Source organism: Micromonospora sp. NPDC051924, assembly GCF_055586005.1.
On record NZ_JBVJJA010000015.1, the window covers coordinates 13,687 to 39,428 of the forward strand.

The following is a 25,742-nucleotide window of genomic DNA, read 5'->3' on the forward strand; positions in this document are numbered from 1 at the left end:
AGAACGCTAGCCGGTCCCCACCGGTCCCGTCGTGTCGCCGGGTCGGCGTGGCGCGCGGGGGGTGGCCCGGGAGTGTCGCGACCGGGGCGCGCCGGGCCGGTTCTCCGGCCGCAGCGGCAACCAGGGGCGGGCCGCGGCGAGCAGGTCGGCGTACCGCCGGGCCGCCGGCTCGTCGCGGTGCGCGGCCAGCCGGCGGCGGACCTCGGTGAGCTGGCCGACCGCCCGGGGCGAGCCGGACCGGACCGCGTCGAGCAGCGCGGCGCCGGCCACCGCGCAGGCCGCCTCGACGTCGCCGAGCTGAAGGTGCCCCCGAGCCAGCCAGCCGCCGTAGACCGCCGCCCGGCGGGGGCGGCCCGGAGCGTCCGCGACCGGTGCCAGCAGCGGCATCGCCGGCCCGGGCCGGCCCAGCGCGACCAGGGTGCGACCGGCCAGCGCGGCCAGCTCGGCCGGGTCGAGCCAGTAGAGCCAGGGCGGCTCCCGGCCCGGTGCGGGATCCCCGGTCCGCCCGGCCGCGTCAAGGGCCCCCCGGGCGGCCCGGGACCGCCCGGCGAGCGCGGCGGCGAACGCCACCCGGTGCAGCAGCAGCGCCCGCAACCCGGGTGAGGCGGCGTCCCGGCAGCCCGCGTACCCGGCGCGGGCCAGCGCCAGCGCCCCCGCCGGGTCGCCCACGCCGGCCAGCAGGTGGCTCGCCGAACCGAGCACGTGCCCGGCGAACGCCCGATCGGCGGCGGCCGCCGCGCGCAGCGCCAGCCGGTAGGCGTCCAGGGCGCCGGTCACGTCCCCGGCGTCGGCGGCGAGCCAGCCGGCGAGCTGGGCGGACTCGGCCAGTTCCGGCAGCAGTCGGCGCCGGCCGGCGGGCCCGGTGGCCCGGTAGACCCGGACCGCGCGGTGCAACCGGCGGGCGCCGTGCCCAACCAGGTCCGCCCCGCCCAGCAGGTCGTCCCAGCGGCGCAGTTCGGTCAGATCGTCCCCGGGCCGCCCGGCCGCTCCCGGCCTGCCCGGTGTCCGCCCGTCCGCTCCCGACCCGTCCGGTATCGGCGCTTCGTCGGGCGTCACCGGGACGGCCGCGGCGAGCGGGCCGCCGAGCGACGCGCCGTCCGGGTCGGCCGCCCAGCGGTGGGCCAGGGTGAGCAGGGCGATCCGGGAACGGGCGCCGACCCGGTCGACCGCCGCCGGCACCGTGCCCAGCCGGCGGCTGTGCGCCGCCGCGTCGACGAGCAGGCCACCCGGCACGCCGAGAACCACCGCGAGCCAGCCCAGCCAGAAGTCGCCGGGGAGCCGGCGCTGACGCTCCCAGCGGGAGACCTCGTGCCGGGTCAGCGCCGGCACGCCGGAGGTGGCGCAGAGCGCCGCGGCGAGCCGCTGCTGGCTCCAGCCGCGCGCGGACCGCAGCTCGGCCAGGAGCGGCCCGAGCGGGCGCGGGTCGGCGGGCGGGAACGGGCTCATCGGTCCTCCGGCGGGTTTCGGCGCGGTGACGGCGCGGGTGCCCGGCGCGCCGCCGATCGTGCTGACCCCCGCGCGGGCCCCCGGGCGCCGGCCGCCGGCCGGTCCCACCGCGCTGCCCCGTTTCTACCCCTGGGGTACGACGCTCCGCCGTGCCGTGCTCGCGGGCTGGGAATGTCCTGGGTACGGCGGGACGCGGCGACTACAGTCGGGGCGTGGCGCTCGGTCTTCCCTCCGTCCTCCCCAATCCGCAGCCGGCGATCGGGGAGCTGATCCGCGACGGCCAGCCGACCTTCTCCTTCGAGTTCTTCCCGCCGAAGACCCCGCAGGGGGAGCGGCTGCTCTGGCAGGCCATCCGCGAGCTGGAGTCGTTGCGCCCCTCGTTCGTCTCGATCACCTACGGCGCCGGCGGCTCGACCCGGGACACCACGGTCTCGGTGACCGAGCGGATCGCCACCGAGACCACCCTGCTGCCGATGGCGCACCTGACCGCGGTCAACCACTCGGTCGCCGAGCTACGGCACGTCATCGGCCGGCTGGCCTCGGTCGGCGTCCGGAACGTGCTGGCCGTCCGCGGCGACCCGCCGGGCAACCCGGGCGGCGAGTGGGTCCGGCACCCGGAGGGCGTGCGGTACGCCGAGGAGCTGGTCCGGCTGATCCGCGACGCCGGCGACTTCAGCGTCGGAGTGGCCGCCTTCCCGTACAAGCACCCGCGGTCCCCGGACGTGGCCAGCGACACGGCGCACTTCGTCCGCAAGTGCCGGGCGGGAGCCGCGTTCGCGATCACCCAGATGTTCTTCGACGCCGACGACTACCTGCGGCTGCGGGACCGGGCGGCGGCGGCCGGCTGCGACACCCCGATCCTGGCCGGGGTGATGCCGGTGACCCAGATCGGCACCATCGAGCGGTCCGTGCAGCTCTCCGGCGCGCCGTTCCCGCCCGCGCTGGCCGCGCGGTTCGAGAAGGTGGCCGACGACCCGGAGGCGGTCCGGCGGCTCGGCATCGAGCAGGCCAGCGAGATGTGCGCCAAGCTGCTCGACGAGGGCGTGCCGGGGATCCACTTCATCACCCTCAACCGGTCCACCGCCACCCGTGAGGTCTGGCAGCACCTGCGGGCCGACGCACGGGTGTGACCACCCGGCCCGCGACACCCGCCCCGCCCTTCTACGGTTGATCCCGTGGTGGGCACACAGCTGAACTGGGACCAGTACGCGACCGCGTGGGCGCGACTGCACGGCGGCTTCGACCCCCGGGCGGCGGCCCCGGTGGTCCGCGCGTGGCTGCGCTTCGCCTACCACGTGGGCTACCTCCTGGGCCGGCTCCGGGTCGGCCCGACCGCGGTGACCGTGGTCGGGGTGCTGCTCTGCTTCTGCGTACCGCTGCTGGTCGGGCGGGAGGGCGACGGGCCGTTCCTCGGCGCGCTGTTCGTGCTGCTGGCCGCCGTGGCGGACAGCGTCGACGGCGCGGTGGCGGTGGCCACCAACCGCACCACCCGGCTCGGCTACGTCTACGACTCGGTCGCCGACCGGCTCGGCGAGGCCGCCTGGCTGATCGCGTTCTGGCTGCTCGGCGCGCCGGGCGCGCTGGCGGCCGCGGCCGGTGGGCTGTCCTGGCTGCACGAGTACGTCCGGGCGCGGGCGGTCTCGGCCGGGATGCGGGAGATCGGCGCGGTCACCGTGGGGGAGCGGCCGACCCGGGTGTGCGTGGCCCTGGTCGGACTGCTGGTCACCGGGCTCACCGGGCTGATCGACGCCGACCTGATCGCCGGCACCATCACGATGACGACCACGGTCTGGGTGCTGCTGGCCGGGTTCGGCCTCGGGCAGCTCCTCTCCGCCGTCCGCCGCGCCCTGATCGACGCCGGCTGACCGCCGCCGATCCGCCGGGCCGCTACCAGGCGACGCCGATCTCGTCGGCGACGATCTGCGCGGACAGGGTGACCATGGGGAGGCCGCCGCCGGGATGGGTGGAGCCGCCGACCAGCCACAACCCCGCCGCCGGGCCCCGGTTGGCCGGGCGGAGCAGCCCCCCGGCCGTGCCGTAGATGGCCCCACCCGGCGCGCCGGTGGCGGCGCCCAGGTCGGCCGGGGTACGGATCTCCCGGAACGCCAGCCGGTCCCGGACGTCCACGCCCCGCTCGGCGAGCACGTCGAGGATCCGGTCGGCGTACGCCTCGGCGAGCCCCGGCCGGCGCCAGTCGACCGCGCCCGCGGCGGTGCCGTGGCGCGCGGCGTTGACCAGCACGAACCACGCCTCGTGCCCGTCCGGCCGGACCGTCGGGTCGTCGGCCACGGTGACGAAGACCGTCGGGTCGAGGGCCGGCCGGGCCCGGACGCCCCGCCCCGGGTCGCCGAAGACCGCGTCGAACTCGGCGTCGTGGTCGCGGGGGAAGAACACGTTGTGGTGGGCCAGCCCGGAGTCCCCGCGTACGCCGAGCAGCAGCACGAAGCCGGCCAGGCTGCGGTCGGTGAGCCCGGCCAGCCGGCGTGGGCTGGGCAGCAGGTTCCGGTAGAGGGTGAGCGCGTCCACGTTGGCCACCACCACGTCGGCCGGGACCGGCGCGGCCACCCCGGCGAGGCGTACCCCGTGCACCCGGCCGCCGGTGGCGTCGATCCGGGTGACCGTGGTGCCGGTCTCCACCACCACGCCCAGGTCCAGGCAGCGCGACAGCAGCGCGTCGGCGAGGGTGCCCAGCCCGCCGCGCAGGTACCAGCCGCCGAACGCCAGCTCCGCGTAGGGGACGGCGACCAGGGCGGCCGGGGCGCGACGCGGGTCGGCGCCGGTGTACGTGGCGTACCGGTCGAGCAGCATCCGCAGCCGCGGGTCGGACAGGTGGCGGCGGCCGAGGCCGCGCAGGGTGCGGCCGGGGCCGATGGCGGCGAGGTCGCCGAGCCGCCAGGCCAGCGCGGCCAGGTCCCGCGGGGAGTCGATGGCCCGGCCGAGGATGTCCCGGTGCGACGCCGCCCAGACCCGGGTGGCCCTCCGCCAGAGCCGCTGCCAGTCCGCGGCGGCCCGGTCGCCGAGGGCCGCGCCGATCCGGGCGGTGAACTCGGCCGGGTCGGCGCAGGAGTCCAGGGTCGGCCCGCCACCGGGAAAGACGTGCCGGACGATCGGGTCCAACGGCACCAGGTCCAGGTATTCGTCGAGCTTCGCCCCGGTCGCCTCGAACAGGTCGTGGAAGACCTGGGGCAGAGTGACCAGGCTGGGACCGGTGTCGAACCGGTACGTTCCCTCCGGGGTGTCGTGGGCGTACCGGCCGAGCTTGCCGCCGACCGTGTCGGCCTGCTCGAACACGGTGACCTCGTGTCCGGTGACCGCCAGCCGGGCGGCGGTGGCCAGGCCGCCCACGCCGGCGCCGATGACCACGATCCGCGCCATGACGTGCCCCTCCTAGCTGACCGGGCGACCCCGCCAGGTGAGCCGGCGTCGCTTCCGCAGATGGTACGACCGCAGGGTCAACCATCCGAGGACCGCGATGGATACGGGGTGTGCCAGCGCGTCGGGCCAGCCGCGCCCGCCGGTGGCCCGCGCGGTGACCACCCGCCCGGCGACCCCGAGCAGGTATGCGACGAGCGCAACCATTGACACCAGTGGCGCCGTCGGGGCGAGCACCACGGCGATCAGCGGGGGAGCGGTGTAGAGCAGGAGCAGCAGGGCGATCACCAGGGCGGCGGCGACCGGGTGGCCGAACGACGCCCAGAGCGACTTGCTGTAGCCGTCACGCAGCTGTGGCCAGGTCTCGTACATCCGGCAGGTGGCCAGCCGGGAGCCGTCGGCGAGGGCGATCCGGCCACCGGAGCGCTTGACCGCCCGGGCCAGCTCGATGTCCTCCAGAACCTTGTCGGCCACCGCCGCGTGCCCGCCGGCCCGCAGGTAGCCGGCCCGGTCGACGACCAGGAACTGGCCGCCCGCCGCCGCGAGGGACGGCCGCGGCGAGCGTTCCATCGCGCGCAGCGGCAGGAAGGTCAGCCACAGCCACTGCAGCAGCGGCTGCACCAGCCGGTCGGCCACCGTCCGCACCACGATCCGGGGGTACGGCGACAGCAGCGCCGCGTCCGCCGCGCGCAGCTCGGTCACCGCGGCCGCCACGGCGTACGGGTCGAGCACCACGTCGGCGTCGACGAAGGCGAGCACGGTCGGCGCCGGGTCGGTCCGGGTGGCCAGCTGCCAGCAGGCGTGTGGCTTGCCGAGCCAGCCGGGCGGCGGGGCCACCCCGGTGAGCAGGGTGAGCCGCCGGTCGTCGCCGGCCACCGTACGCACCACGGCGGCGGTGCCGTCGGTCGAGCCGTCGTCGAGCACCACGATCCGCAGGTCTGGTACGCCCCGCTGGGCGAGCAGCGCGCGCAGGCAGGGGGTCACCCGGGCGGCCTCGTCGCGCAGCGGCAGCAGCACCGCCACCGCCTCGGTCACCTCGACCGGGCCGGCGGCGGGGCGGCGCAGCCAGCGGGTGGCGTTGACCAGGGTGTGCGCGGTGAGCGCTGCGACCGCGACGGCCAGGGCGAGGGTGGCGCTCATGCCGGCGCGTCAACGCCGGGGCGGGTCGCCGGCTCCACCGCCCGGAGCGGGGTGCCGGCGCGCCGGGCGCGCAGCAGCGTCACGGCCAGCGGCACGGCGGTCACCGCCATGCCGGCCGCGCCCCAGGCCGCCGAGGCGGGCAGCCGGAGGAAGACCGCGTGTGCCAGCACGCTGGAGGCGTACGTCCACAGGTAGAGCGCGAACATCGGCTCGTCCCGCCCGTCGACGCGGTCCGCGGCCGGCCCGGCGAGCGGGCGCAGCGCGGTCATCAGCAGCACCGCGAAGAGCAGCCAGCCGAGGTAATTGCTGGCCGGGACGCCGGACAGGCCGGGCAGCGCCGGAGTGGCATCCCGCCAGACCCAGTAGCCCTCGGCCACCATCTGCGGGTCGAGGAAGAGGTCCCAGGCGGCCAGCCCGACCGCCGCGAGGGCGATCCGGCCGAGGCGGCGAACCCGTCCGGGTGCCGCCCGGCCTGCGGCGGGTCGGGTGAGCCGGACCGCGGCGAGCCAGGCCGGCCAGGCCATCCAGGTCCAGGCCAGGGGGATGATCAGCGGCACTCCGGCCAGCTTCGGCCCCAGCTCGCCGGAGTAGTCGTAGCTGCCGAACGGGACGCCGGTGGCCACCCCGAGCGCCTCGACCGCGAAGCCGCCGCCGGTGGCCACCGCGATCAGCGCGAGCGCGGCGCGCGGCCCCCGGCTGAGCAGGGCGTGCCCCACGGAGAGCAGGTAGCCGAGCAGTACCGTGGCCACGGTCAGCCCGGCCCGGGGGGCGCCGGCGGTGAGCGGGTAGCAGATCTGGGCGAGGACCAGGACGGCCAGCAGCGCCCAGGGCAGCCGGCGCCGGATCACGGGGTGGCCGGGCCGGGGGCCGGCGGGGGCAGCGGCAGGTCCCGGCCGAGCACCCCGAACGGCCGTTCGTCGCCGGGGAAGTGGAAGTGGCGCAGGACGTCGACGAAGCCGAACCGGCGGTACAGCCGCCAGGCGCGGGACTTCTGCTCGTCCGCCTCGGGGGTGGAGAGCAGGGTGGTGGTGCCTTCCGCCATGGTGAGCAGGGCGCGCAGCTGGCCGGCGCCGAGGCCGTGCCCCTGCGCGGGCGGCCGGACGTGCAGCTCGACCACCTCGAAGCAGTGGGTCAGCCAGCGCTGCCGGGACTCGGCGTCCAGCGCCCGGTGCACCTGGTCGTGCCACCACTGGCCGGCGGCGCCGAGGTAGCCGTACCCGAAGCCGACCAGGTGCCCCTCGCTGGTGAGGCTGGCGACGGCGCGGAAGCCGGGCCGGCGGACGTGGGTGGCGATGTAGCCGCGCCGCGCCTCCAGCAGGTCGGTGCGGTAGCCCATCGCCTCGCCGTAGACGGCCACCACGTCGTCCAGCCGCCGGACCAGATCGTCCGGGGTCCAGCGCACCAACCTCATCCGTGTCCTCTCGCCGTTTCCGGGTCGACCTCGGCCGCCCAGCCCAGCACCGCACGGTCGCCGACCACGGCACGCACCGCGAACCGGGCGAACAGCTCCTCCGCGTACCACCCCTCGGTGGGGGTCCGCGTGATCGCGGCGCGGTGCTCCGGGTGACGGTACGCGAACGCGACCAGGTCCGCCGGGGCGCGCCACACACTCACCGTGCCCTGCCAGCCCAGCGGGGCCTCGCCGACGCCGAACCGGGCGAGCAGCCCGGGCGCGGCGTGCAGGGCGGCGGCGACGGGGGGGATCGCCCGCCAGAAGGTGGCCGCCCGGCGGGCCCGCAGCCGGGCCCGGGTCAGCGCCAGCACGGGCCCGTCGACCGGGCCGCCGGACGGCTCGCCGAACGGCCGCCGGCCGGACCACTCGCCCCGGCTGGTCAGCGGGCGCAGCTCCACCCGGGCGGCGGCGCGCGCGATCCGGGCCCAGGAGCGCCCGACCGGCGAGGCGTCGAAGCCGGCCGCGGCGGCGGGGGAGTCCCAGACCACCAGGGCGGCCCAGCGGGTCGGGTCGGCGTCGCCCGGGCCGAAGCCGGTGCCGGTCCCGGTGCCGAGCAGCTTGGCGAACCGGACGCCGGGCAGGCGGCGCAGCCGCCACGGGTGGGTCGCCATCCGCCGCAGCGCCCCGGGCGCCGCCGTCCGGGGGATCCGCCACACGTGCAGCGTGACCAGGCCGGGAACGGTGCTCATGCCGCTGAGCTGAGCGGTTCGCTCGCTCACGCCACCTCGGCCGGCGTGCCGGCGGTGATCCGCAGCAGCTCCGCGTACGTGGTGGGGAAGACCGCCTGCGGCACGCCGCCGGCCGCCCACACCTCGTCGTACTCCGCCAGGGCGGTGTCCACCAGGGTGCGCAGCGGCCCGGGGTGGCCGACCGGGGCGACGCCGCCGATCACCTGTCCGGTGTGCCGCTTGACGAACTCCGGGGTCGCCCGGCGCAGCCGGGTGACGCCGAGGGTCGCGGCCAGCCCGGCGGTGTCCACCCGGTGCGCGCCGGAGGTGAGCACCAGCAGTGGCGCGTCGTCGGCGTCGAAGATGAGCGAGTTGGCGATGGCGCCGACCTTGACGCCGAGCGCCTCGGCCGCCGCCGCGGCGGTGTGCACCGCCTCGGGCAGCAGGCGGACCTGGCTGACCCCGCCGGAACCGTCCCGCGCGCCCGCGTCGTCGAGCGCCTGCTGCACCGCCTGCACGTTCGGGTGTGACTGCATGCCGGTCATTCTCCCCGCCGCGTCCGGTCCGGCACCCCCGCCCCACCCGCCGAGGTCGGCGGCGGCCAACTTCATGATCAGCGAGCTGGGCGGCCGGCGGCGCGGGTGGTGATAAGGGCCTGGATGCCGTCGAGGATGCGGGCCAGGCCGAAATCGAGGGCCTGGTCGCCGGGGGCCTCGGTGGGGATCGCGCGCAGCGCGGCGTCCAGGGCGGGGAACCGCTCCTCCCGGCCGCGTACCAGCACCGTGAACGCGGCCTCCCGGCCCTGCTCCGGGGCTGTGCCGGCGGCCGAGTGCTGGGCCAGGTTGCGGGCGTGGCCGACCAGGAGTACCGCGACGTCCAGCTGCTCGCCGGCGGTGAGCCCGGTGCCGGCGAGGGCCGCGACGACCCGCTCCAGCCAGGCCAGCTCGTTCGGGCCGGGCACCCGCGGCATGATGGTCGCGGCGTGCGCCCACGGGTGGCGGCGGAACCGGTCGAACAGCTGCCGGGCCCAGTCGTCGAGCTGGCCGCGCCAGTCGGCGTCGGCCGGGGGCGGGGGCGGCTCGCCGATCGCCGCCTCCAGCATCAGGGCGACCAGCTCGGTCTTGCCGGGCACGTACCGGTAGAGCGCCATCTTGGTGACGTCGAGCGACTCGGCGACCCGCTGCATGATCAGCCTGTCGAGCCCCTCGGCGTCGGCGATCGCGACGCCGGCCCGGGCGATCGCGTCCAGGGTGAGGGTGGGGCGGGGTCCGCGCCGGGGCCCGCTGGGGGTGCCCCACAGCAGCTCGTACAACCGCCGCTTGTCGACGCCACCGGTCTCCACACGCACCCCTCTTGTTCGTGGACCACAGCCGTGTCTACAGTAATCTGTATCCAAGAGACACAGTTTCGTTTCCGGGGGTGGACATGTCCTCTTCACTGCGCGGCTTCCGCGTGCTCGTCTCCGGCGCCGGGGTGGCCGGCCCGGCGATGGCCTGGTGGCTGGCCCGGTACGGGGCCGAGGTCACCGTCGTCGAGGCCGCCCCCGCGTTGCGGACCAGCGGCTTCGCGGTCGACTTCCGGGGCCCGACCCACCTCGGCGTGCTCGCCGCCATGGGGGTGCTCGACGAGTTGCGTGCGGTGCAGACCCACGCCGGCGCGATGAGCCGGGTGGACGAGCACGGCCGGGAGATCTTCCGGCTGCCGGCCGAGTTCGCCGGGGGCGAGCTGGAGGTCCGCCGGCGCGACCTGTCCCGGATCCTGTACGAGCGCGGCGCCGACCGGGTGGAGTACCGGTTCGGCGACCGGATCGTCGCGCTCACCGAGACCGCCGACGGGGTGCGGGCCGAGCTCGCCCGGGGCGGCGACCGCACCGTCGACCTGGTGGTCGGCGCGGACGGCATGCACTCCGGGGTGCGCCGGCTCGCCTTCGGCCCGGAGTCGGCGTACCTGACCCACCTCGGCTACCACCTGGCCGGCTGGGACCTGCCCAACGACCTCGGGGCGGACGTCGTCCCCCGGCAGTACAACGTGCCCGGCCGGATGGCCAGCGTCTCCGCCGACCCGCGCGAGCCGGACCGGGCCACCGCCTTCGTGGTCTTCGCCGGGGCCGGGCAGGACCACGACCGGCTCGACGTCGAGTGGCAGAAGGCACTGATCGCCGACGCCTTCACCGGCCTGGGCTGGCACGTGCCGCGGCTGCTGGCCGGGCTGCGCGCCGCGCCGGAGCTGTACTTCGACGCCATCGCCAAGGTGGCGGTGCCCCGCTGGCACACCGGCCGCAGCGTGCTGCTCGGCGATGCGGCGTGGGGCGTCACCCTGGGCGGGATGGGGGTCGGCACCGGCCTCGTCGGGGCGTACGTGCTCGCCGGCGAGCTGGCCCTGGCCGACGGCGACCACCGGGCCGCGCTACCCGCGTACGAGCGGCGGATGCGCGGGTACGCGGCCCGTTGGCAGCGCGGCGCCAACCCCGGCCACTTCCTCGCCCCGGCCAGCGGCTGGGGGCTGTGGCTGCGGGACCGGCTGCTGGCCGCCCGCCCGGTGCAGTCGATGCTGATCCGCAGCACCGGCGCGCTGGCCACCGAGGCCGACCTGCCCGACTACGCGGCGCGGGTCTGAGTCGCCGGCCGGGAACCGGGCCAGTTCGGGGTGGCCCGGACCCGCCCCGCGGCGTCCACCAGCAGGGCGGCGTACCCGTCCAGGGTGGCCAGCCAGTCCAGCGCGTCCGCGCCCCGGGCGACGGCCGCGGTCGCGTACACGTCGGCCCAGAGCAGCTCGGGACCGACCACGGTGACCGACCGGACGGCCTCGGCCGGCCGGCCGGCGCGCGGGTCGGTGATGTGCGCGCCGCGCCGCGCGGTGCCCGAGGTGGCGACGGCGCCGTGCGCCCGCTCGACGACGTCGAGCATGCGTTCGGGGCGGTCCGGGTCCTCGATCCCGACCCGCCAGGCCGGCCGGCCCGGCGCGGTCCGCAGCAGCACGTCCCCGCCCGCGTTGAGGCAGAGGTCGTGCCCGGGCAGGTCGGCCAGGTGCCGCGCGGCCCGCTCCACCGCCCACCCCTTGACCAGGCCGGACGGGTCGAAGCCGGTGCCGCCGCCGGGCAGCGGCAGGCGCCGCGCGTCGAACCACCCGCCGGTCCGCAGGCGGGCCTCCTCGCAGCGCGCCACCACCTCGCGCACCAGCGGGTCGGCGGTGGCCGGGTCGGGCAGCGCGCCGCCGAGGCGGCCCAGCACGCTGTCCGGCCGGTACGTGCTGAACACCGCGTCCATCCCGCGCAGCTCGGTGAAGACCCGCTCCACCCGCTCCGCCACCGCGTCGGCGCGCACCTCGGGCCCGCGCAGGTGCACGCTGACCGGCAGCCCCATCACCTGCACCACCCAGGCCCGGCGGTCGAGTTCCACGGTCAGGTTCATCGCGTCCCTCACTTCAGGTGCGCCGCGTCGATCGCGGACTGCAGCGATTCCCGGTAGCCGTCGCTGGTCACGGTGGCGCCGGAGACGGTGTCGATCCGGGCGCTCTGCGCGGCCAGGGCCTCCTGCCGCAGGATCGGCACCGCGTAGTCGTTGATCTCCTGGTCCCGGTGGTTGTTGTCGGGCACCTGCACCGTGGTGACGTCGGTGATCTTCCCGTTGGAGACGCTGATCTTCACCTGCACCGGCCCCCACCGGGTCTGTGCCACCGACCCGGTGGCCGTGCCGCTGCCGCTCGACGTGCCGCTGCCACCGCTCGACGTGTCGCCGCTCGACGAGCCCGATCCGTCGTCCGTGCCGGTCCAGGAGCTGCCGCTGCCGGCCGAGCCGTCCGAACCCGAGGCGATCGCGCTGGTCTCCCCGCCCGCGCCCATGGTGCTGGTCTTGTAGCTGAACAGCAGCACCAGCGCGGCCACCGTGGAGAGCAGCCAGATGGTGATCCGTCGCACGGATCCTCCTTTCGCGCCTGTCACCAGGCGAAGCGTTCGTGGTGGGTGTGCGCGTCCGGGACGCCCGCCGCGCGGGTCGCGGCGCGGGCGGCGTCGACCCAGCCGTCCGGTCCGCAGAGGAAGACGTCGTGGGCGGCGATGCCGGGGGAGAGCCGGCGCAGGGCCTGCGCGTCGGACATCCCCTCGGCGTACGCCGGCAGCCAGTTCGGGCGCGCCGCCCGGGGGCCGACCAGGTAGTGCACGACCAGCCCGCGCTCCGCGGCGAGCCGGTCCAGCTCCGCCCGGAAGGCCAGGTCGTCGGAGGTACGCGCGCGGTAGAGCAGCACCGCCTCGCCGGGGGCGTAGGGCAGTTCCCAGAGCAGCGCCAGCAGCGGGGTGATCCCGACCCCGCAGGCCAGCATGGTGATCCCACCGCCCCGCCAGTGCTCCCCGGTCAGCCGCCCGTACGGCCCCTCGACCAGCACCTTCGTGCCGGGGCGCAGGGTGGTCACCCGGGAGCTGTCGTCGCCGAGGTCCTTGACCGTGATCCGCATCAGGTCCCCGTTCGGCGGCGCGGACAGCGAGTACGGGTGCGCCCGGGACCAGCCGGGGCCGTCCAGGAACCGCCAGAGCAGGAACTGCCCGGCCCGGGCGGGCAGCCGGTGCAGGTCGCGCCCGCGCAGCCAGACCGAGGTGACCCCCGGCGCCTCGGGGACCACCGCGGCCACCTCGATCCGGTGCCGCAGCGACCGCCAGGCGGGCAGCCCCAGCCGGTAGACCAGCACGCTGGCCAGCGCCAGCAGGTAGACGGTCCACCAGTAGGCGCGGGCCAGCGGCGAGGCGAGGAAGTCGGCGCCGGTCCAGAGCTGGTGCGGCAGCGCCAGCGCGATGCCCAGGTACGCGTACAGGTGCAGCAGGTGCCAGGACTCGTAGCGCAGCCGGCGGCGCGCGGCGCGCACCGAGGTCACCACCACCAGCACCAGCAGCGCCAGCGCCGCGGTGGCCAGCAGCATCCCCGGGTACGTGACGACCAGGTCCCAGGTCTCGGCCAGCACGCCCTGCCGGGCGGTGCCGGCGTAGCCGAGGACGGTCAGCACCACGTGGGCGAGGAGGAGGTTGAAGGAGGTGAAACCGGCGAGCCGGTGCCAGCGGGCGATCCGGTCCTGGCCGAAGCTCCGCTCGATCAGCGGCACCCGGGCCATCAGCACCACCTGGATGAGCATCAGGTCGGCGCTGACCAGGCCGGCGAGCCGACCGAGCGAGGTGAGCCCGGTGGCCACCCCGCCCAGCAGCTCCTGCACCCCACGGTCGGCGGTCCAGAGGGCGGTGACGACCAGCAGGCTGAGCACCGCGAGGCTGCCGGCGACGTCCGCCCACCAGGCGGGGACCGCCGGCAGGCCGCGGCGCACGGCCCGTCGGTCGGCCACGGCGGCGGTCACCGCAGGTTCTTTTCGGTACGGCTGACGTTCATGACCTCAACCTTGGGGTGGGGAGTTCTGTGCCCCCTTTGCGGATGCTGTGCCCCGGCTGAGAATCCGAACCCCCTTCGGTGTGTCCGCGGCGGCGCGCCGGCCCGGGGGCGATCGGCGCCGTCGGCGCGTCACACGTTGCATTTTCGTCGGTGGGGAGGTGTACTGTCGGGGTAGTTAGAACGAGTGTTCGATTCAGTCGTACGCTCGTTCCAACGCCCGGGAGAGGTGTTTCGCGGCGCCGGCTCCCGGGAGGTGCGGTTTCGCGGACCGCACCGGGCTCCGGACAGTCGCGAGTCCGGGCCCGTCAGGCAGGATCGTCGCCCGCCGCCCACGACCCCCGGGCGGCGGGCGACGAACCCGCCGGTACGCCGGCCGGGTGTGGTGTGGGGAAGCGTCCACACCCGGCCGGCCCCCACCCGGTGCGTCTTCCTCCGCACCGCCCGCTCCGGGCGTTCCCACTGGCGGATCCGATCCGTCGCGCGGCCCGCCCGCCCCGGCCCACGCGGAGGAGAGACCATGCCGACCAGTCCGGCCCAGGCGCCGACGGTGCCCGCGCACGTGCTGCCGCACCGCACCCCCGCCCAACTGCTCGTGGTGGCCCGCCACGGGCTGGTCGAGGCCACCCGGACCCGTCCCGACGGCCTCCGGTACGCCGCCGCCCACCTCGCCGCGCTGCGCGCCGCCGCCGCCCTGCTCGCCGCCCGCGCCCGCCCCGCACCCACCCGGCGCAACCGGATCACCAGCGTCTGGGTGCTGCTCGCCGCCGTCGCCCCCGAGCTCGACGAGTGGGCCGGCTACTTCGCCGCCGGGGCCGGCAAGCGGGCCGCCGCCGAGGCCGGCATCCCCCGGGTGGTCACCGCCCGGGAGGCCGACGACCTGCTCCGTGCCGCCGAACAGTTCGTGACCGTGGTGGAGACCGCGCTCGGCCTGGCCCACCAGCCGACGCTCGACGGCCTGCACCGGCCCCTCCGGCTCGGCGTGTCCGACGCCACGCCGCGACCCGGAGCAGCCGCCGCCTGAGTCGTGGCGTCCGGCCGCCACCACCGGCGGGACCCCGGGTGGTGGCCGGACGCCGCTTGGCGTCACCCGGCGCACTGTCCTGATCCAGCACTCAGCACACCCAGCACCTGACGGGGGACGACCCCGCGCGACACGACGGGGGGTAGGTCCGATGGCGGGCCGCATGGTGGTCGGTTCCGCCGCACTGGCCGAGCTGGTGCGCCCGGCGAGCGCGCCGGACCCGGCGGGCGGCCACCGGGTGCTGCCCGTCCGACGCGAGTTGACCGGGCTGCTGCCCCACCGTGGGCTGCGGCGCGGCAGCACCATCGCGGTCGGCGTCGGGCAGCCCCGGCGCAGTGGCGGGACCTCGCTGATCCTCGCCCTGCTCGCCGAGGCGTCCCGGGCCGGCTCGTGGTGCGCCGTGGTCGGGGTGCCCACCTTCGGGGCGGGCGCGGCGGCCGAGGCCGGGATCGCCCTGGACCGGCTCGCCCTGGTGCCGAACCCCGGCCCCGAGTGGCCCACCGTCGTCGCCGCGCTCATCGACGGGGTGGACGTGGTGGTCACCGCCGTGCCGGCCACGGTCTCCGCCTCCGTCGCCAACCGGCTGGCCGCCCGGGCCCGGCAGCGCGGCAGCGTGCTCGTCCCGTACGGCCGGTGGGACGGCGCGGACGTCACGCTCCAGGTGGTCCGCGGGGTCTGGGAGGGGCTCGGGGCGGGTCGGGGCCGGCTGCGCCGCCGGGAGGTGACCGTCTCGGCGCGCGGGCGGGGCGCCGCCGCCCGCCCCAAGGAGATCAAGGTCTGGCTGCCCGGCGACGAGCTGACCCGGGTCATCCCCCGGGCGGCCGGGGTCGCCGTCACCGCGCAGGCCACTCCGCCCCGGCGGTTCCGGGTGGTGGCGCCCGCCGGGGCGGCTCCCCGCTCCCTCACCGTGGTCGGGCCGGCATGACCGGTTCGCCGGTGCGGACCCTGCTGCTGTGGTGCCCGGACTGGCCGGTCCTCGCCGCCGAGATCGTCGACGGGGTGCCGGCCACCGAGCCGGTCGTGGTGCTGCACGCCAACCGGGTGGTCGCCTGCTCCGAGCGCGCCCGTGCCGAGGGCGTCCGCCGCGGGCTGCGCCGCCGCGAGGCGCAGGGGCGCTGCCCGCAGCTCATCGTCGTCGACCACGATCCCGGCCGGGACGCCCGGGCGTTCGAGCCGGTGGTGGCCGCCGTCGAGGAGGTGGCCGCCGGGGTGGAGGTGCTCCGGCCCGGGGCCTGCGCACTGGCCGCCCGGGGACCGAGCCGTTACCTCGGCGGCGAGGAGGCGGCGGCCGAGCGGATCGTCGAGCACGTCGCCCAGAGCTGCGCGGTGGAGAGCCAGGTCGGCATCGCCGACGGGGTCTTCGCCGCCGGGCTGGCCGCCCGGGAGGGGCGGATCGTGCCGCCCGGCGGGAGTCCCGGCTTCCTGGCCGCGCTGCCCGTCGAGGCGCTCGGCCGGCCGGCCCTGGCCGACCTGCTGCGCCGGTTGGGGGTCCGCACCCTCGGCGACTTCGCCGCCCTGCCCGCCGGCGACGTGCTGGCCCGGTTCGGGTTCGACGGGACGCTGGCCCACCGCCTGGCGGGGGGCCGGGACCACCGGCCGCTCGCGGTCCGGCAGCCGCCGGCCGACCTGGCCGTCACCGCCGACTACGACGAGCCGCTGGACCGGGTCGACGCGGCGGCGTTCGCGGCCCGGATGCTGGCCGAGCAGCTGCACGAGCGGCTCGCCGGGTACGGGCTGGCCTGCACCCGGCTCGGTATCGAGGCGGTCACCGCGCACGGTCAGGAACTGCACCGGGTCTGGCGGCACGACGGCCTGCTCACCGCCGCGGCCATCGCCGACCGGGTCCGCTGGCAGTTGGACGGCTGGCTCTCCGGCAGCAACGGCCGGGGTGGCGCGCGCCCGACCCGTCCCACCGCCGGGATCATCCGGCTGCGGCTGGTGCCGGACGGGGTGCTCGCCCAGGCCGGCCTGCAACCCGGGCTGTGGGGCGAGACCGGCGAGGAGCGGGAGCGGGCGCACCGCGCGTTGAGCCGGGTGCAGGGCATCCTCGGCCCCGAGGCGGTGGTCACCGCCGTGCTCGGCGGCGGGCGCTCCCCGGCCGACCAGGTACGCCTGGTCCCGTGGGGCGACGAACGCCAGCCCGCCCGCCCCGGCCCACCGCCCCTGCCGGCCGGGCCCGACAGCCAGCCCTTGATCAACTCAGGATGGGCGCAAACCGTGGCATCCCCCGCCCCGGACAGCCCGACTCGCCGCACAGCGAGTGGATCACCGGCGGCGGGCGGGGCGGCGCGGTCCGGTGGGGCGGCTGTCCCGCCGTGGCCGGGGCGGCTGCCGCCGCCGGCGCCGGCCGTGGTGCTGCCCACCCCGCTCCTCGCCACCGTGCACGACGCCGCCGGGGAGCCGGTCGTGGTCAGCGCCCGGCTGGCGGTGAGCGCCGCGCCCGCGCGGCTGGTCGTCGGCACCGGCCGACCGGCCGAGATCGTCGGCTGGGTCGGCCCGTGGCCGGTGGACGAGCGCTGGTGGGCGCCGGCCGAGGCGCGCCGCCGGGCCCGGTTCCAGGTCTGCCTGGCCGACGGCGCCGCCCTGCTGCTCGCGGTCGAGGGCGGCCAGTGGCTGGTGGAGGCGATCTATGACTGAGCGGCGCACGACCATGCCCGGGCGGACGCCGGCCGGGCTGCGCCGTGGCCCGGTGCGCCGGCCGCGGTACGCACGACCCGCCGGACGCTACGAACTTGATGACACAAACGGATCGCCGCGCCGGATCGCCACTCGCACCCCCGGGGCCGGCACCGCCGGCACCGTGATTCATCCACGTCATCAAGTTCGTAGGCGACCGCCAGTCATCTGCCGTCCGGTCCGCACGACCGGCGCGAAAGACCTCGGAAAATTCGGGCCCTGCCAAGGGCCGGAATCTTCCAGGATCTCGGCACGCCCTGGGCGCGAGGTGGGGCGGTGAGCTTCCACAACCCGAAGATGCCCTGGTCGGAGTTGGAACAGGTGCTCTCCGGGCGGGCCGGCAAGGGGCGGGCGAAGGGCGAGCGGCACCTGCACGTGGTGGATCCCCTCGCGGTCGACGCCGACGGCGGGGACTCCCCGGCGTGGAGCCGCAAGCGGCAGCAGTACGAGGCCCCCGAGCTGCCCCGGCCGGACGGCTCGGTGCCCTACGCGGAGCTGCACGCGCACTCCAACTTCAGCTTCCTCGACGGCGCCAGCCACCCGGAGGAGCTGGCCGAGGAGGCCGCCCGGCTGGGGCTCACCGCGCTCGCCGTCACCGACCACGACGGCTTCTACGGGGTGGTGCGCTTCGCCGAGGCGGCCCGCGCGCTGCACCTGCCCACCGTCTTCGGCGCGGAGCTCTCCCTCGGGCTGCCCGGCCCGCAGAACGGCGAGCCCGACCCGCTCGGCCGGCACCTGCTGGTGCTCGCCCACGGCCACGAGGGGTACGCCCGGCTCGCCGCCACCATCTCCCGGGCCCAGCTGCGCGGCGGCGAGAAGGGCCGCCCGGTCTACGGGGAGCTGGAGGAGGTCGCCGCCGAGCTGCGCGACCACGTGCTGGTGCTCACCGGCTGCCGCAAGGGGCATGTGCCCGCCGCCCTGCTCACCGAGGGGATCGACGCGGCCGCCCGGGAGCTGGACCGGCTCACCGCGCTCTTCGGCGCCGAGACGGTGGCGGTGGAGCTGACCGACCACGGGCACCCGGCCGACGCGGACCGCAACGACGCCCTGGCCGAGCTGGCCGCCGCCGCCGGGCTGCCCACCGTGGCCACGAACAACGTGCACTACGCCACCCCGGGGCGGCGGCGGCTGGCCACCACCCTGGCCGCGGTCCGGGCCCGGCGCAGCCTGGACGAGATCGACGGCTGGCTGCCCGCCGCCGCCACCGCCCACCTGCGCAGCGGCGCGGAGATGGCGGCGCGGTTCGCCGCGTACCCGGGGGCGGTGGCCCGGGCCGCCGAGTTCGGCGCGGAGCTCGCCTTCGACCTGCAACTGGTCGCGCCGCAGCTGCCGGCGTACCCGGTGCCGCCCGGGCACACCGAGATGAGCTGGCTACGCCACCTGACGCTGGCCGGCGCCCACGAACGCTACGGGCCGCCCGAGGCGCATCCCGAGGCGTACGCGCAGCTGGAGCACGAGCTGCGGATGATCGACGAGCTCGGCTTCCCCGGCTACTTCCTGGTGGTCTACGACATCGTCACGTTCTGCCGGGAGCAGGACATCTACTGCCAGGGCCGGGGCTCGGCGGCCAACTCGGCGGTCTGCTACGCGCTGCGGATCACCAATGTGGACGCGGTCCGGCACCGACTGCTCTTCGAGCGCTTCCTCGCCCCGGAGCGCGACGGCCCGCCCGACATCGACGTGGACATCGAGTCCGACCGCCGGGAGGAGGTGATCCAGCACGTCTACGCCCGGTACGGCCGGGAGCACACCGCCCAGGTCGCCAACGTCATCTCGTACCGGCCGCGGTCGGCGGTGCGGGACGTGGCCAAGGCGTTCGGCTTCTCGCCCGGGCAGCAGGACGCCTGGAGCAAGCAGATCGACCGCTGGGGCTCGGTCGCCGCGGTCGACGTCGAGGACATCCCCGAGCAGGTCGTCGCGTACGCGAACGAGTTGCAGACGTTCCCCCGGCACCTGGGCATCCACTCCGGCGGCATGGTGATCTGCGACCGGCCGGTGATCGAGGTCTGCCCGGTGGAGTGGGGGCGGATGCCCGGCCGCAGCGTGCTCCAGTGGGACAAGGACGACTGCGCCGCCGTCGGCCTGGTCAAGTTCGACCTGCTCGGCCTCGGCATGCTGTCGGCCCTGCACTACGGCTACGACATGATCGGGATGAGCCTCGACCTGGGCGACATGACCCTGGACGACCCCGAGGTCTACGACATGCTCTGCCGGGCCGACTCGGTCGGGGTGTTCCAGGTGGAGAGCCGCGCCCAGATGGCCACCCTGCCCCGGCTCAAGCCCCGGGAGTTCTACGACCTGGTGGTGGAGGTGGCGCTGATCCGCCCCGGCCCGATCCAGGGCGGCTCGGTACACCCGTACATCCGGCGCAAGAACGGCCAGGAGCCGGTGACCTTCGCGCACCCGCTGATGCGCAACGCGCTGGAGAAGACCCTCGGCGTGCCGCTGTTCCAGGAGCAGCTAATGCAGCTCGCCATCGACCTGGCCGGCTTCGACGCGGCCGGGGCCGACCAGCTGCGCCGGGCGATGGGGGCGAAGCGCTCGGTGGAGCGGATGGCGCAGATCGCCGACCGGCTCTACGCCGGGATGGCCGAGCGGGGCATCACCGGCGAACTGGCCGACGACGTCTACCGCAAGCTCACCGCCTTCGCCAGCTACGGCTTCCCGGAGAGCCACGCGATGAGCTTCGCCTACCTGGTGTACGCCAGTTCCTGGCTCAAGCGCTACCACCCGGCCCCGTTCCTGGCCGCCCTGCTGAACGCCCAGCCGATGGGCTTCTACTCGCCGCAGACCCTGGTCGACGACGCCCGCCGGCACGGCGTCGAGGTACGCCGCCCGGACATCAACGCCAGCGGCGCCAAGGCGGTGCTGGAGTCCACCCCGGAGACCCGGTGGGGCAGCCAGCCCGGCGAGCCGCCGCACGCCTGGGGGCTGGGCGGCCCGGCGGTCCGGCTCGGCCTGGGCGGCGTACGCACCCTCGGCGACGACGTGGCCGAGCGGATCGAGGCGGAGCGGACGGCCCACGGGCCGTACCGGGACATGCCGGACCTGGCCCGCCGGGTCGGCCTGACCGCCGCGCAGCTGGAGGCGCTGGCCACCGCGGACGCCTTCGCCTGCTTCGGGCTGACCCGGCGGCAGGCCCTCTGGGCCGCCGGCGCGGCGGCCCAGGACCGGCCGGGCCGGCTGCCCGGCACGGTGACCGGCACGGCCCCGCCCACCCTGCCCGGGATGGAGGCGGTGGACCGCCTGGTGGCCGACGTCTGGGCCACCGGCCTGTCCCCGGAGAGCCACCCGGCCCGGTTCATCCGCGACCGGCTGGACGCCCTGGGCGCGGTGCCGATCGCCCGGCTCGGCCGGGTGGAGCCCGGGCAGCGGATCCGGGTCGGCGGGATCGTCACCCACCGGCAGCGGCCGGCGACCGCGGGCGGGGTCACCTTCCTCAACCTGGAGGACGAGACCGGGATGCTCAACGTCACCTGCTCGCCGGGGCTGTGGCAGCGCTACCGGCGGGTGGCCCGGACCAGCGCGGCCCTGGTGGTGCGGGGGCGGTTGCAGCGGCACGAGGGGGTCACCAACCTGGTCGCCGACCGGCTGGACGCGATCGACCCGCCGGTCACCCCGGCGTCCCGCGACTTCCGCTGACGCGTCGCGGCCAACCCCGGCCGGCGGGCGTCACCCGGCCAGGCCGACCAGCGCCACGCCGGCGCTGCCGAGCAGCCCGACCAGCACGACCCGCCGGAACAGCACCGGGTCGAGCCGGTGGAACAGCCGGTTGCCCAGCCACCAGCCCAGCGGCACGGCGGGCAGCGCGACCAGGGCCGTGCGGACCACGTCGGCGTGCAACTGGCCGGTGGCGGCGAACCCGGCCAGCCCCATCAGGCCGGTGCCGGCGAAGGTGGCCGCGATGGTGGCCCGGAAGGTGCGCGGGTCGTAGCCGAGCGAGTGGAAGGCGGCGACCAGCGGCGGCCCGTTGGTGCCGGTGGCGGCGGTGAGCGCGCCCACCAGCACGCCGATCACCCCGAGCCCGACCGGGCCGGTGCGGATCCGGGCGCCCGACCAGACCAGCGCGACGCAGCCGAGCACCACCCCCGCGATCACCGCGCTGAGCAGCCGCTCCGGGGCGCGGGCGAGCACCAGCAGGCCGATCGGCAGCCCGAGCAGGGCGGTCCCGACCAGTGCCAGCGCCACCCGCCAGCGGGCGAAGGCGCGCTCGCGTACCGCGGCGATCAGGGTCGACCCGATGCTGGTCAGCGCGGAGACCACCACGGCGCTGCGCGGGTCCAGCGTGGCGGCCAGCAGCGGGACGGTCACCAGCGCGTACCCGAAGCCGCTGACCGCCTGCGCGACGGTGCCGAGCAGCACGATGCCGAAGACGGTGAGCAGGACGACCACCCGGTCAGCCTGAGCCGGTCGACGACGGTCCGGCAACAGGGCCACCGGGCGGAGATGTTCGCCACATCGGGCCGGCAGCGGGCATGGCGTCGGCCACATCACCGTTTCACCGGTCGGTGGGCCGGAGATACGGTCCGCCGGCGTGGGCAGAGCGGCCCACGCAGGAAAGGTGGAAACGATGACGGGGAGCAACACCCACCGTGGCGTCGCGAACGCCCGACGGACCCGACTCGGTGCGGACTGGGTCCCGGCGCACGACACCGAGGTGCACGAATATCCGGTGACGGACGGGCCGGTCGCCAACCCCCGCCGCTCCCACGCCGAGGAGGACCCCGCCGGAGGCGGCGAGTCCTGACCCTACGGGCGTGGGTGACTAGGCTCGGCGGGGTGGAGCAGACCCGAACCCTGACCCCCCGTACCGCCGTGATCTGGGCGGTGCTCCGGGCCGAGCTGGACCGGCGGACCGGCGCGCAGCTCACCGTGCTCGACGTCGGCGGCGGGACCGGCGGCTTCGCCGTCCCGCTCGCCGAGGCCGGCCACCGGGTCACGGTGGTCGACGCCAGTCCCGACGCGCTCGCCGCGTTGACCCGCCGGGCCGCCGAGGCCGGGGTCGCCGACCGGGTACGCGCTGTCCAGGGCGACGGCGACGCGCTCGCCGGGCTGATCGAGCCGGCCACCGTCGACCTGGTCCTCTGCCACTCGGTGCTGGAGGTGGTCGACGACCCGGCCCCGGTGGTGGCCGCGCTGGCCGCCGCGCTGCGCCCCGGCGGCGGCGCCAGCGTCCTGGTCGCGGGCCGGGCAGCCGCGGTGCTCGCCCGGGCGATGAGCGGCCACCTCGACGTCGCCGCCGCGCTGGCCGCCGACCGGGACGGCAGCGCCGGCCCCCGCGACACGCTGCGCCGGCGGTACGACGCCGAGACCGCCACCGAGCTGCTCACCGCCGCCGGGCTCGCCGTCGAGGAGATCCACGGGGTACGCGTCCTGGCCGACCTGCTGCCCGCCGCCGTGGCCGACGGCCAGCCGGCCGCCCTCGTCGAGCTGGAACGGGCCCTGGCCGCCCGGCCGCCGTACCGGGACCTCGCCGCCCAGCTGCACCTGTTCGCCCGCCGCCCGGCATGACCGGCCCGGTGGTGGGTCCGTTCGACCCGGTCGCGCCCCGCTACGCCGGCGGCAGCCTCGCCGACGTGCTGCCCAGCGCTTGCGCGCTGCTCGGCGTGCCCGGGGCCGCCGACCTGCTCGGCCTGGCCCCCCGGCTGGCCGGGGTGCGCCGGATCGCCGTGCTGCTGGTCGACGGTCTCGGCTGGTACCAGATCCCCACCGCCGCGCCGTACGCCCCGACGCTGGCCGGCCTGACCGCCGCGGCCGGCGTCCCGCTCACCGCCGGCTTCCCGTCGACCACCCCGACCAGCCTGGTCAGCCTCGGCACCGGTACCGCCTCCGGCGCGCACGGGGTGCTCGGCTTCACGGTCCGGGTTCCCGGGACCGACCGGGTGCTCAGCCACATCGAGTGGGCCGGGGACCCGGAGCCGCTGCGCTGGCAGCCCGTCCCCACCTGGTACGAGCGGGCCCGCGCCGCCGGGGTCGCGGTGACCGTGGTGAGCCGCCCCGAGTACGCCGGCAGCGGCCTCACCCTCGCCGCCAACCGGGGCGGCGACTACCGGGGCGCGTCGGACGTCGACACCCTCGCCGCGCGGATGCTCACCGCGCTCGCGGCCGGCGCCGGGCCGGCGCTGGTCTCCGGCTACCACCCCGACCTGGACCAGCGGGGGCACCTCAGCGGCGTCGACTCCCTTCCCTGGCGGCTCGCCGCCGCCGACGTCGACCGGCTGCTCGCCCGGCTGGTTGACGGGCTGCCCCCGGACGCCGCGCTGCTGGTCACCGCCGACCACGGCCAGCTCAACGTGCCTGACGGGCACCGGATCGACCTGGACACCGATCCGCGGCTGCGGGCCGGCGTCCAGGTGGTCGCCGGTGAGCCGCGGGTCCGCTATCTGCACGTGGAGCCCGGCGCCACGGCCGACGTGGTGGCCGCCTGGTCGGCGGTCCTCGGCGACGCGGCCCGGGTGATCAGCCGGGACGAGGCGGTGGCCACCGGCTGGTTCGGGCCGGTGCCCGAGGAGCACCTGAGCCGGATCGGCGACGTGGTGGTGATCTGCCGGGGCACGTACGCCGTGGTGGCCACCCGGTCGGAGAAGCCGATGGTGTCGCGGCTGGTGGCGTACCACGGCGCCGACACCGCCGCCGAGATGACCATCCCGCTGCTGGTGGTGCGGGGCTGACCGGCCGGGTTGTCGGACCCGGCCGCTAGCCTGCGGGGATGGGCCGCAGCCAGTCGTTGCCCCGGGGCGGTGATCCGCGCTTCGGGCCGGACGCCGACGACACCGACTGCCCGATCCTGCACGTCGACATGGACGCCTTCTTCGCCTCCGTCGAGGTGCGCCGCCGCCCCGAGCTGCGCGGCAAGCCGGTCGTGGTGGGTGGGATCGGGCCGCGCGGGGTGGTCAGCTCGGCCAGCTACGAGGCCCGCCGCTACGGCGTCCGCAGCGCCATGCCCACCGCGCGGGCCCGGGCGCTCTGCCCGCACGCGGTCTACCTGCCGCCCGACTTCAGCCAGTACTCGCCGGCGTCCCGGGCCCTCATGCAAATCTTCCGGGACGTCACCCCGCTGGTCGAGCCGCTCTCCCTGGACGAGGCGTTCCTCGACGTGACCGGCGCCCGCAAGCTGTTCGGCCGGCCCGCGCGGATCGCCCGGCTGATCCGTCGCCGGGTCGCCGAGGAACAGCAGCTGACCTGCTCGGTCGGGGTGGCGCCGAGCAAGTTCGTGGCCAAGCTCGGCTCGACCCGGGCCAAGCCGGACGGCCTGCTGGTGGTGCCCGCCGCCCGGGTGCTCGAGTTCCTGCACCCGCTGCCGGTCGACGCGCTCTGGGGGGTGGGGGAGCGCTCCGCCGAGGCGCTGCGCCGGCTCGGCCTGCAGACCGTGGGCGCGCTGGCCGAGGCGCCGATCGGCCTGCTCCGCCGGGCGGTCGGCGAGGCCGCCGCGACCCACCTGCACGAGCTGGCCTGGGGGCGGGATCCGCGCCGGGTCTCCCCGGAGCAGGTGGAGAAGTCGATCGGCGCGGAGGTGACCTTCGACGTCGACGTGACCGACCCGGCGGAGATCCGCCGGGCCCTGCTGGCCCTCGCCGAGAAGGTCGGCGCCCGGCTGCGCGCGGCCGGGCAGGTCGGGCGGACCGTGTCGCTCAAGGTCCGGCTGGCCGACTTCCGCACCGTCAGCCGGTCGCGCACCCTCACCGTGCCCACCGACACCGCCCGGGAGGTGTTCGACACGTCCTGGGCGCTGTGGTCCGCCCTGGCCCCCGGTGAGCCGGTCCGCCTGGTCGGCGTACGAATGGAGGGGCTGGCCGGCGCGCAGGAGACGCCGCGCCAGCTCGCCCTGGGCGAGCCGGAGCGCGGCTGGCGGGAGGCGGAGGCCGCGGCGGACGCGGCGGCCGCCCGATTCGGGCGGTCCGTCATAGGTCCGGCCAGTCTTCTCGGCAGGCGTGATCCGCGGCGAGTCGAAAAACCGACCCGGCCGTAGGTCGTCCCGCTTTCCGACGCGCGAGGGCACTCGTAGACTTGACGGCAAGCAGCCGGTTGGCTGCCACGGTCTGTCGGCCCGCCCGGGCCGACCCACCTGACCGGGGAGGAGTGCCGTGCCGCTCTCGGAGCACGAGCAGCGGCTGTTCGAGCAGATCGAGCGGTCGCTTGCCGAGGACCCCAAGTTCGCCTCGGCCGTGCGCGCCAGCGACCCGCGTTTCCACGCGCGGCGTCGCGTGCTCGTCGCTGCCGGCGTGGTCATCGTTGGTCTGGCCCTGCTGGTCTACGGTGCCGTGATCAAGATGACCCCGGTGGCCGTGGCGGGCTTCGTCGTCATGCTGGCCTCACTGGGCTACGCGGTGCAGTCGCACCGCCGCTCGCAGTCGCCCGACCTGCACGTGGTGGGGGGCACGACCAGCCGTCGGACCCGCGGCCGGACCGGCCGGCGGGGTTCCTTCCTCGACCGCATGGAGGACCGCTGGCGGCAGCGCCCGGAGGGGCACCGCTGACCACGTCCTGCCCCTGACGGCGACCGGCCCGCGCGCACGCCGGTCGCCCCTGCGCACCCGCGGTCCAGCAGCACTGGTTCCCGGAAAGAGTGGCTGTCCAGGCCCGGATAGCCACTCTTTCCG

24 protein-coding genes are annotated in these 25,742 nt (G+C 76.5%); 12 read left to right on the forward strand and 12 right to left on the reverse strand.

What is annotated here, in order from left to right; genetic code table 11:
* Nucleotides 1–6: 6 nt before the first annotated feature.
* The gene (locus ACZ6S5_RS14270; RefSeq protein WP_466000557.1) at nt 7–1,446 is read right to left on the reverse strand and encodes a helix-turn-helix domain-containing protein; all 1,440 of its coding nucleotides are present in this window, start codon (nt 1,444–1,446) and stop codon (nt 7–9) included.
* 212 nt (nt 1,447–1,658) lie between these two features.
* On the opposite strand from ACZ6S5_RS14270, the gene metF reads away from it, so the two are divergent.
* Nucleotides 1,659–2,576 carry a methylenetetrahydrofolate reductase [NAD(P)H] gene (metF, locus tag ACZ6S5_RS14275; RefSeq protein ID WP_466000558.1) on the forward strand — a complete coding sequence of 306 codons (918 nt, stop codon included), beginning with the start codon at nt 1,659–1,661 and terminating at the stop codon, nt 2,574–2,576.
* A gap of 45 nt (nt 2,577–2,621) precedes the next feature.
* A complete protein-coding gene (locus ACZ6S5_RS14280; protein WP_466000559.1) occupies nt 2,622–3,311 on the forward strand; it encodes a CDP-alcohol phosphatidyltransferase family protein in 690 nt (229 codons plus the stop codon).
* A 22-nt stretch (nt 3,312–3,333) separates the two neighbouring features.
* Here ACZ6S5_RS14280 and ACZ6S5_RS14285 read toward each other — a convergent pair whose 3' ends face one another.
* The 7 genes from ACZ6S5_RS14285 to ACZ6S5_RS14315 form a co-directional block, all read right to left on the reverse strand.
* The gene (locus tag ACZ6S5_RS14285; RefSeq protein WP_466000560.1) at nt 3,334–4,821 is read right to left on the reverse strand and encodes a phytoene desaturase family protein; all 1,488 of its coding nucleotides are present in this window, start codon (nt 4,819–4,821) and stop codon (nt 3,334–3,336) included.
* A 12-nt stretch (nt 4,822–4,833) separates the two neighbouring features.
* A complete protein-coding gene (locus ACZ6S5_RS14290; RefSeq protein WP_466000561.1) occupies nt 4,834–5,958 on the reverse strand; it encodes a glycosyltransferase family 2 protein in 1,125 nt (374 codons plus the stop codon).
* Nucleotides 5,955–6,803, reverse strand: a complete 849-nt coding sequence (locus ACZ6S5_RS14295) for a carotenoid biosynthesis protein (RefSeq protein WP_466000672.1) — start codon at nt 6,801–6,803, stop codon at nt 5,955–5,957. Before ACZ6S5_RS14295 ends, ACZ6S5_RS14290 begins: the two co-directional genes overlap by 4 nt.
* Nucleotides 6,803–7,369, reverse strand: coding sequence for a GNAT family N-acetyltransferase (locus ACZ6S5_RS14300; RefSeq protein WP_466000562.1), 567 nt, complete (start codon nt 7,367–7,369; stop codon nt 6,803–6,805). The genes ACZ6S5_RS14295 and ACZ6S5_RS14300 overlap by 1 nt, the downstream gene beginning before the upstream one ends.
* Nucleotides 7,366–8,100 (reverse strand): monooxygenase, encoded by a 735-nt coding sequence (locus ACZ6S5_RS14305; RefSeq protein WP_466000673.1) that lies wholly within the window; start codon nt 8,098–8,100, stop codon nt 7,366–7,368. Before ACZ6S5_RS14305 ends, ACZ6S5_RS14300 begins: the two co-directional genes overlap by 4 nt.
* Before the next feature lie 26 nt (nt 8,101–8,126).
* Nucleotides 8,127–8,615, reverse strand: a complete 489-nt coding sequence (locus ACZ6S5_RS14310) for a YbaK/EbsC family protein (RefSeq protein ID WP_466000563.1) — start codon at nt 8,613–8,615, stop codon at nt 8,127–8,129.
* Nucleotides 8,616–8,692: 77 nt separating this feature from the next.
* Nucleotides 8,693–9,421 (reverse strand): TetR/AcrR family transcriptional regulator, encoded by a 729-nt coding sequence (locus ACZ6S5_RS14315; protein ID WP_466000564.1) that lies wholly within the window; start codon nt 9,419–9,421, stop codon nt 8,693–8,695.
* An 83-nt stretch (nt 9,422–9,504) separates the two neighbouring features.
* Here ACZ6S5_RS14315 and ACZ6S5_RS14320 point away from each other — a divergent pair, with 83 nt between their 5' ends.
* A complete protein-coding gene (locus ACZ6S5_RS14320) occupies nt 9,505–10,695 on the forward strand; it encodes an FAD-dependent monooxygenase (protein ID WP_466000565.1) in 1,191 nt (396 codons plus the stop codon).
* Here the strand turns inward: ACZ6S5_RS14320 and ACZ6S5_RS14325 are convergent.
* The 3 genes from ACZ6S5_RS14325 to ACZ6S5_RS14335 are packed head-to-tail and all read right to left on the reverse strand — an operon-like array spanning nt 10,677 to nt 13,413.
* The gene (locus tag ACZ6S5_RS14325; RefSeq protein WP_466000566.1) at nt 10,677–11,489 is read right to left on the reverse strand and encodes an FAD:protein FMN transferase; all 813 of its coding nucleotides are present in this window, start codon (nt 11,487–11,489) and stop codon (nt 10,677–10,679) included. The two genes, ACZ6S5_RS14320 and ACZ6S5_RS14325, sit on opposite strands and share 19 nt — an antisense overlap.
* A gap of 8 nt (nt 11,490–11,497) precedes the next feature.
* Complete coding sequence (locus tag ACZ6S5_RS14330) at nt 11,498–11,995, reverse strand: FMN-binding protein (RefSeq protein WP_466000567.1); 498 nt, start codon at nt 11,993–11,995, stop codon at nt 11,498–11,500.
* A 20-nt stretch (nt 11,996–12,015) separates the two neighbouring features.
* Nucleotides 12,016–13,413, reverse strand: a complete 1,398-nt coding sequence (locus ACZ6S5_RS14335) for a ferredoxin reductase family protein (protein ID WP_466000568.1) — start codon at nt 13,411–13,413, stop codon at nt 12,016–12,018.
* A gap of 549 nt (nt 13,414–13,962) precedes the next feature.
* Between ACZ6S5_RS14335 and ACZ6S5_RS14340 the strand changes: the two genes are divergently transcribed.
* From ACZ6S5_RS14340 to ACZ6S5_RS14355, 4 genes are all read left to right on the forward strand, one after another.
* A complete protein-coding gene (locus ACZ6S5_RS14340) occupies nt 13,963–14,466 on the forward strand; it encodes an SAV_6107 family HEPN domain-containing protein (protein ID WP_466000569.1) in 504 nt (167 codons plus the stop codon).
* Between the two features lie 151 nt (nt 14,467–14,617).
* Nucleotides 14,618–15,391, forward strand: coding sequence for a hypothetical protein (locus ACZ6S5_RS14345; protein ID WP_466000570.1), 774 nt, complete (start codon nt 14,618–14,620; stop codon nt 15,389–15,391).
* A complete protein-coding gene (locus ACZ6S5_RS14350) occupies nt 15,388–17,103 on the forward strand; it encodes a DNA polymerase Y family protein (RefSeq protein WP_466000571.1) in 1,716 nt (571 codons plus the stop codon). Before ACZ6S5_RS14345 ends, ACZ6S5_RS14350 begins: the two co-directional genes overlap by 4 nt.
* Nucleotides 17,104–17,418: 315 nt before the next feature.
* Entirely contained in the window at nt 17,419–20,784 is a 3,366-nt protein-coding gene (locus ACZ6S5_RS14355; protein WP_466000572.1) for an error-prone DNA polymerase, read from the forward strand.
* Between the two features lie 30 nt (nt 20,785–20,814).
* Here the strand turns inward: ACZ6S5_RS14355 and ACZ6S5_RS14360 are convergent, their stop codons facing one another.
* Nucleotides 20,815–21,534, reverse strand: coding sequence for a sulfite exporter TauE/SafE family protein (locus ACZ6S5_RS14360; protein WP_466000573.1), 720 nt, complete (start codon nt 21,532–21,534; stop codon nt 20,815–20,817).
* Between the two features lie 178 nt (nt 21,535–21,712).
* On the opposite strand from ACZ6S5_RS14360, the gene ACZ6S5_RS14365 reads away from it, so the two are divergent.
* The 5 genes from ACZ6S5_RS14365 (at nt 21,713) to ACZ6S5_RS14385 (ending at nt 25,619) form a co-directional block, all read left to right on the forward strand.
* Nucleotides 21,713–21,889 (forward strand): hypothetical protein, encoded by a 177-nt coding sequence (locus tag ACZ6S5_RS14365; protein WP_466000574.1) that lies wholly within the window; start codon nt 21,713–21,715, stop codon nt 21,887–21,889.
* A gap of 14 nt (nt 21,890–21,903) precedes the next feature.
* Nucleotides 21,904–22,653, forward strand: coding sequence for a methyltransferase domain-containing protein (locus tag ACZ6S5_RS14370; RefSeq protein ID WP_466000575.1), 750 nt, complete (start codon nt 21,904–21,906; stop codon nt 22,651–22,653).
* The gene (locus ACZ6S5_RS14375) at nt 22,650–23,813 is read left to right on the forward strand and encodes an alkaline phosphatase family protein (protein WP_466000576.1); all 1,164 of its coding nucleotides are present in this window, start codon (nt 22,650–22,652) and stop codon (nt 23,811–23,813) included. Before ACZ6S5_RS14370 ends, ACZ6S5_RS14375 begins: the two co-directional genes overlap by 4 nt.
* 38 nt (nt 23,814–23,851) lie before the next feature.
* Nucleotides 23,852–25,111 (forward strand): DNA polymerase IV, encoded by a 1,260-nt coding sequence (locus ACZ6S5_RS14380; RefSeq protein ID WP_466000577.1) that lies wholly within the window; start codon nt 23,852–23,854, stop codon nt 25,109–25,111.
* Nucleotides 25,112–25,226: 115 nt separating this feature from the next.
* Nucleotides 25,227–25,619 (forward strand): DUF3040 domain-containing protein, encoded by a 393-nt coding sequence (locus tag ACZ6S5_RS14385; protein ID WP_466000578.1) that lies wholly within the window; start codon nt 25,227–25,229, stop codon nt 25,617–25,619.
* Nucleotides 25,620–25,742 lie beyond the last annotated feature (123 nt).

Coding starts and splice junctions, on each gene's coding strand:
- ACZ6S5_RS14270 (WP_466000557.1), bottom strand. CDS start 1,446: ATGAGCCCGTTCCCGCCCGCCGACCCGCGCCCGCTCGGGCCGCTCCTG.
- ACZ6S5_RS14285 (WP_466000560.1), bottom strand. CDS start 4,821: ATGGCGCGGATCGTGGTCATCGGCGCCGGCGTGGGCGGCCTGGCCACC.
- ACZ6S5_RS14290 (WP_466000561.1), bottom strand. CDS start 5,958: ATGAGCGCCACCCTCGCCCTGGCCGTCGCGGTCGCAGCGCTCACCGCG.
- ACZ6S5_RS14300 (WP_466000562.1), bottom strand. CDS start 7,369: ATGAGGTTGGTGCGCTGGACCCCGGACGATCTGGTCCGGCGGCTGGAC.
- ACZ6S5_RS14305 (WP_466000673.1), bottom strand. CDS start 8,100: ATGAGCACCGTTCCCGGCCTGGTCACGCTGCACGTGTGGCGGATCCCC.
- ACZ6S5_RS14310 (WP_466000563.1), bottom strand. CDS start 8,615: ATGCAGTCACACCCGAACGTGCAGGCGGTGCAGCAGGCGCTCGACGAC.
- ACZ6S5_RS14320 (WP_466000565.1), top strand. CDS start 9,505: ATGTCCTCTTCACTGCGCGGCTTCCGCGTGCTCGTCTCCGGCGCCGGG.
- ACZ6S5_RS14325 (WP_466000566.1), bottom strand. CDS start 11,489: ATGAACCTGACCGTGGAACTCGACCGCCGGGCCTGGGTGGTGCAGGTG.
- ACZ6S5_RS14340 (WP_466000569.1), top strand. CDS start 13,963: ATGCCGACCAGTCCGGCCCAGGCGCCGACGGTGCCCGCGCACGTGCTG.
- ACZ6S5_RS14345 (WP_466000570.1), top strand. CDS start 14,618: ATGGCGGGCCGCATGGTGGTCGGTTCCGCCGCACTGGCCGAGCTGGTG.
- ACZ6S5_RS14350 (WP_466000571.1), top strand. CDS start 15,388: ATGACCGGTTCGCCGGTGCGGACCCTGCTGCTGTGGTGCCCGGACTGG.
- ACZ6S5_RS14365 (WP_466000574.1), top strand. CDS start 21,713: ATGACGGGGAGCAACACCCACCGTGGCGTCGCGAACGCCCGACGGACC.
- ACZ6S5_RS14375 (WP_466000576.1), top strand. CDS start 22,650: ATGACCGGCCCGGTGGTGGGTCCGTTCGACCCGGTCGCGCCCCGCTAC.
- ACZ6S5_RS14380 (WP_466000577.1), top strand. CDS start 23,852: ATGGGCCGCAGCCAGTCGTTGCCCCGGGGCGGTGATCCGCGCTTCGGG.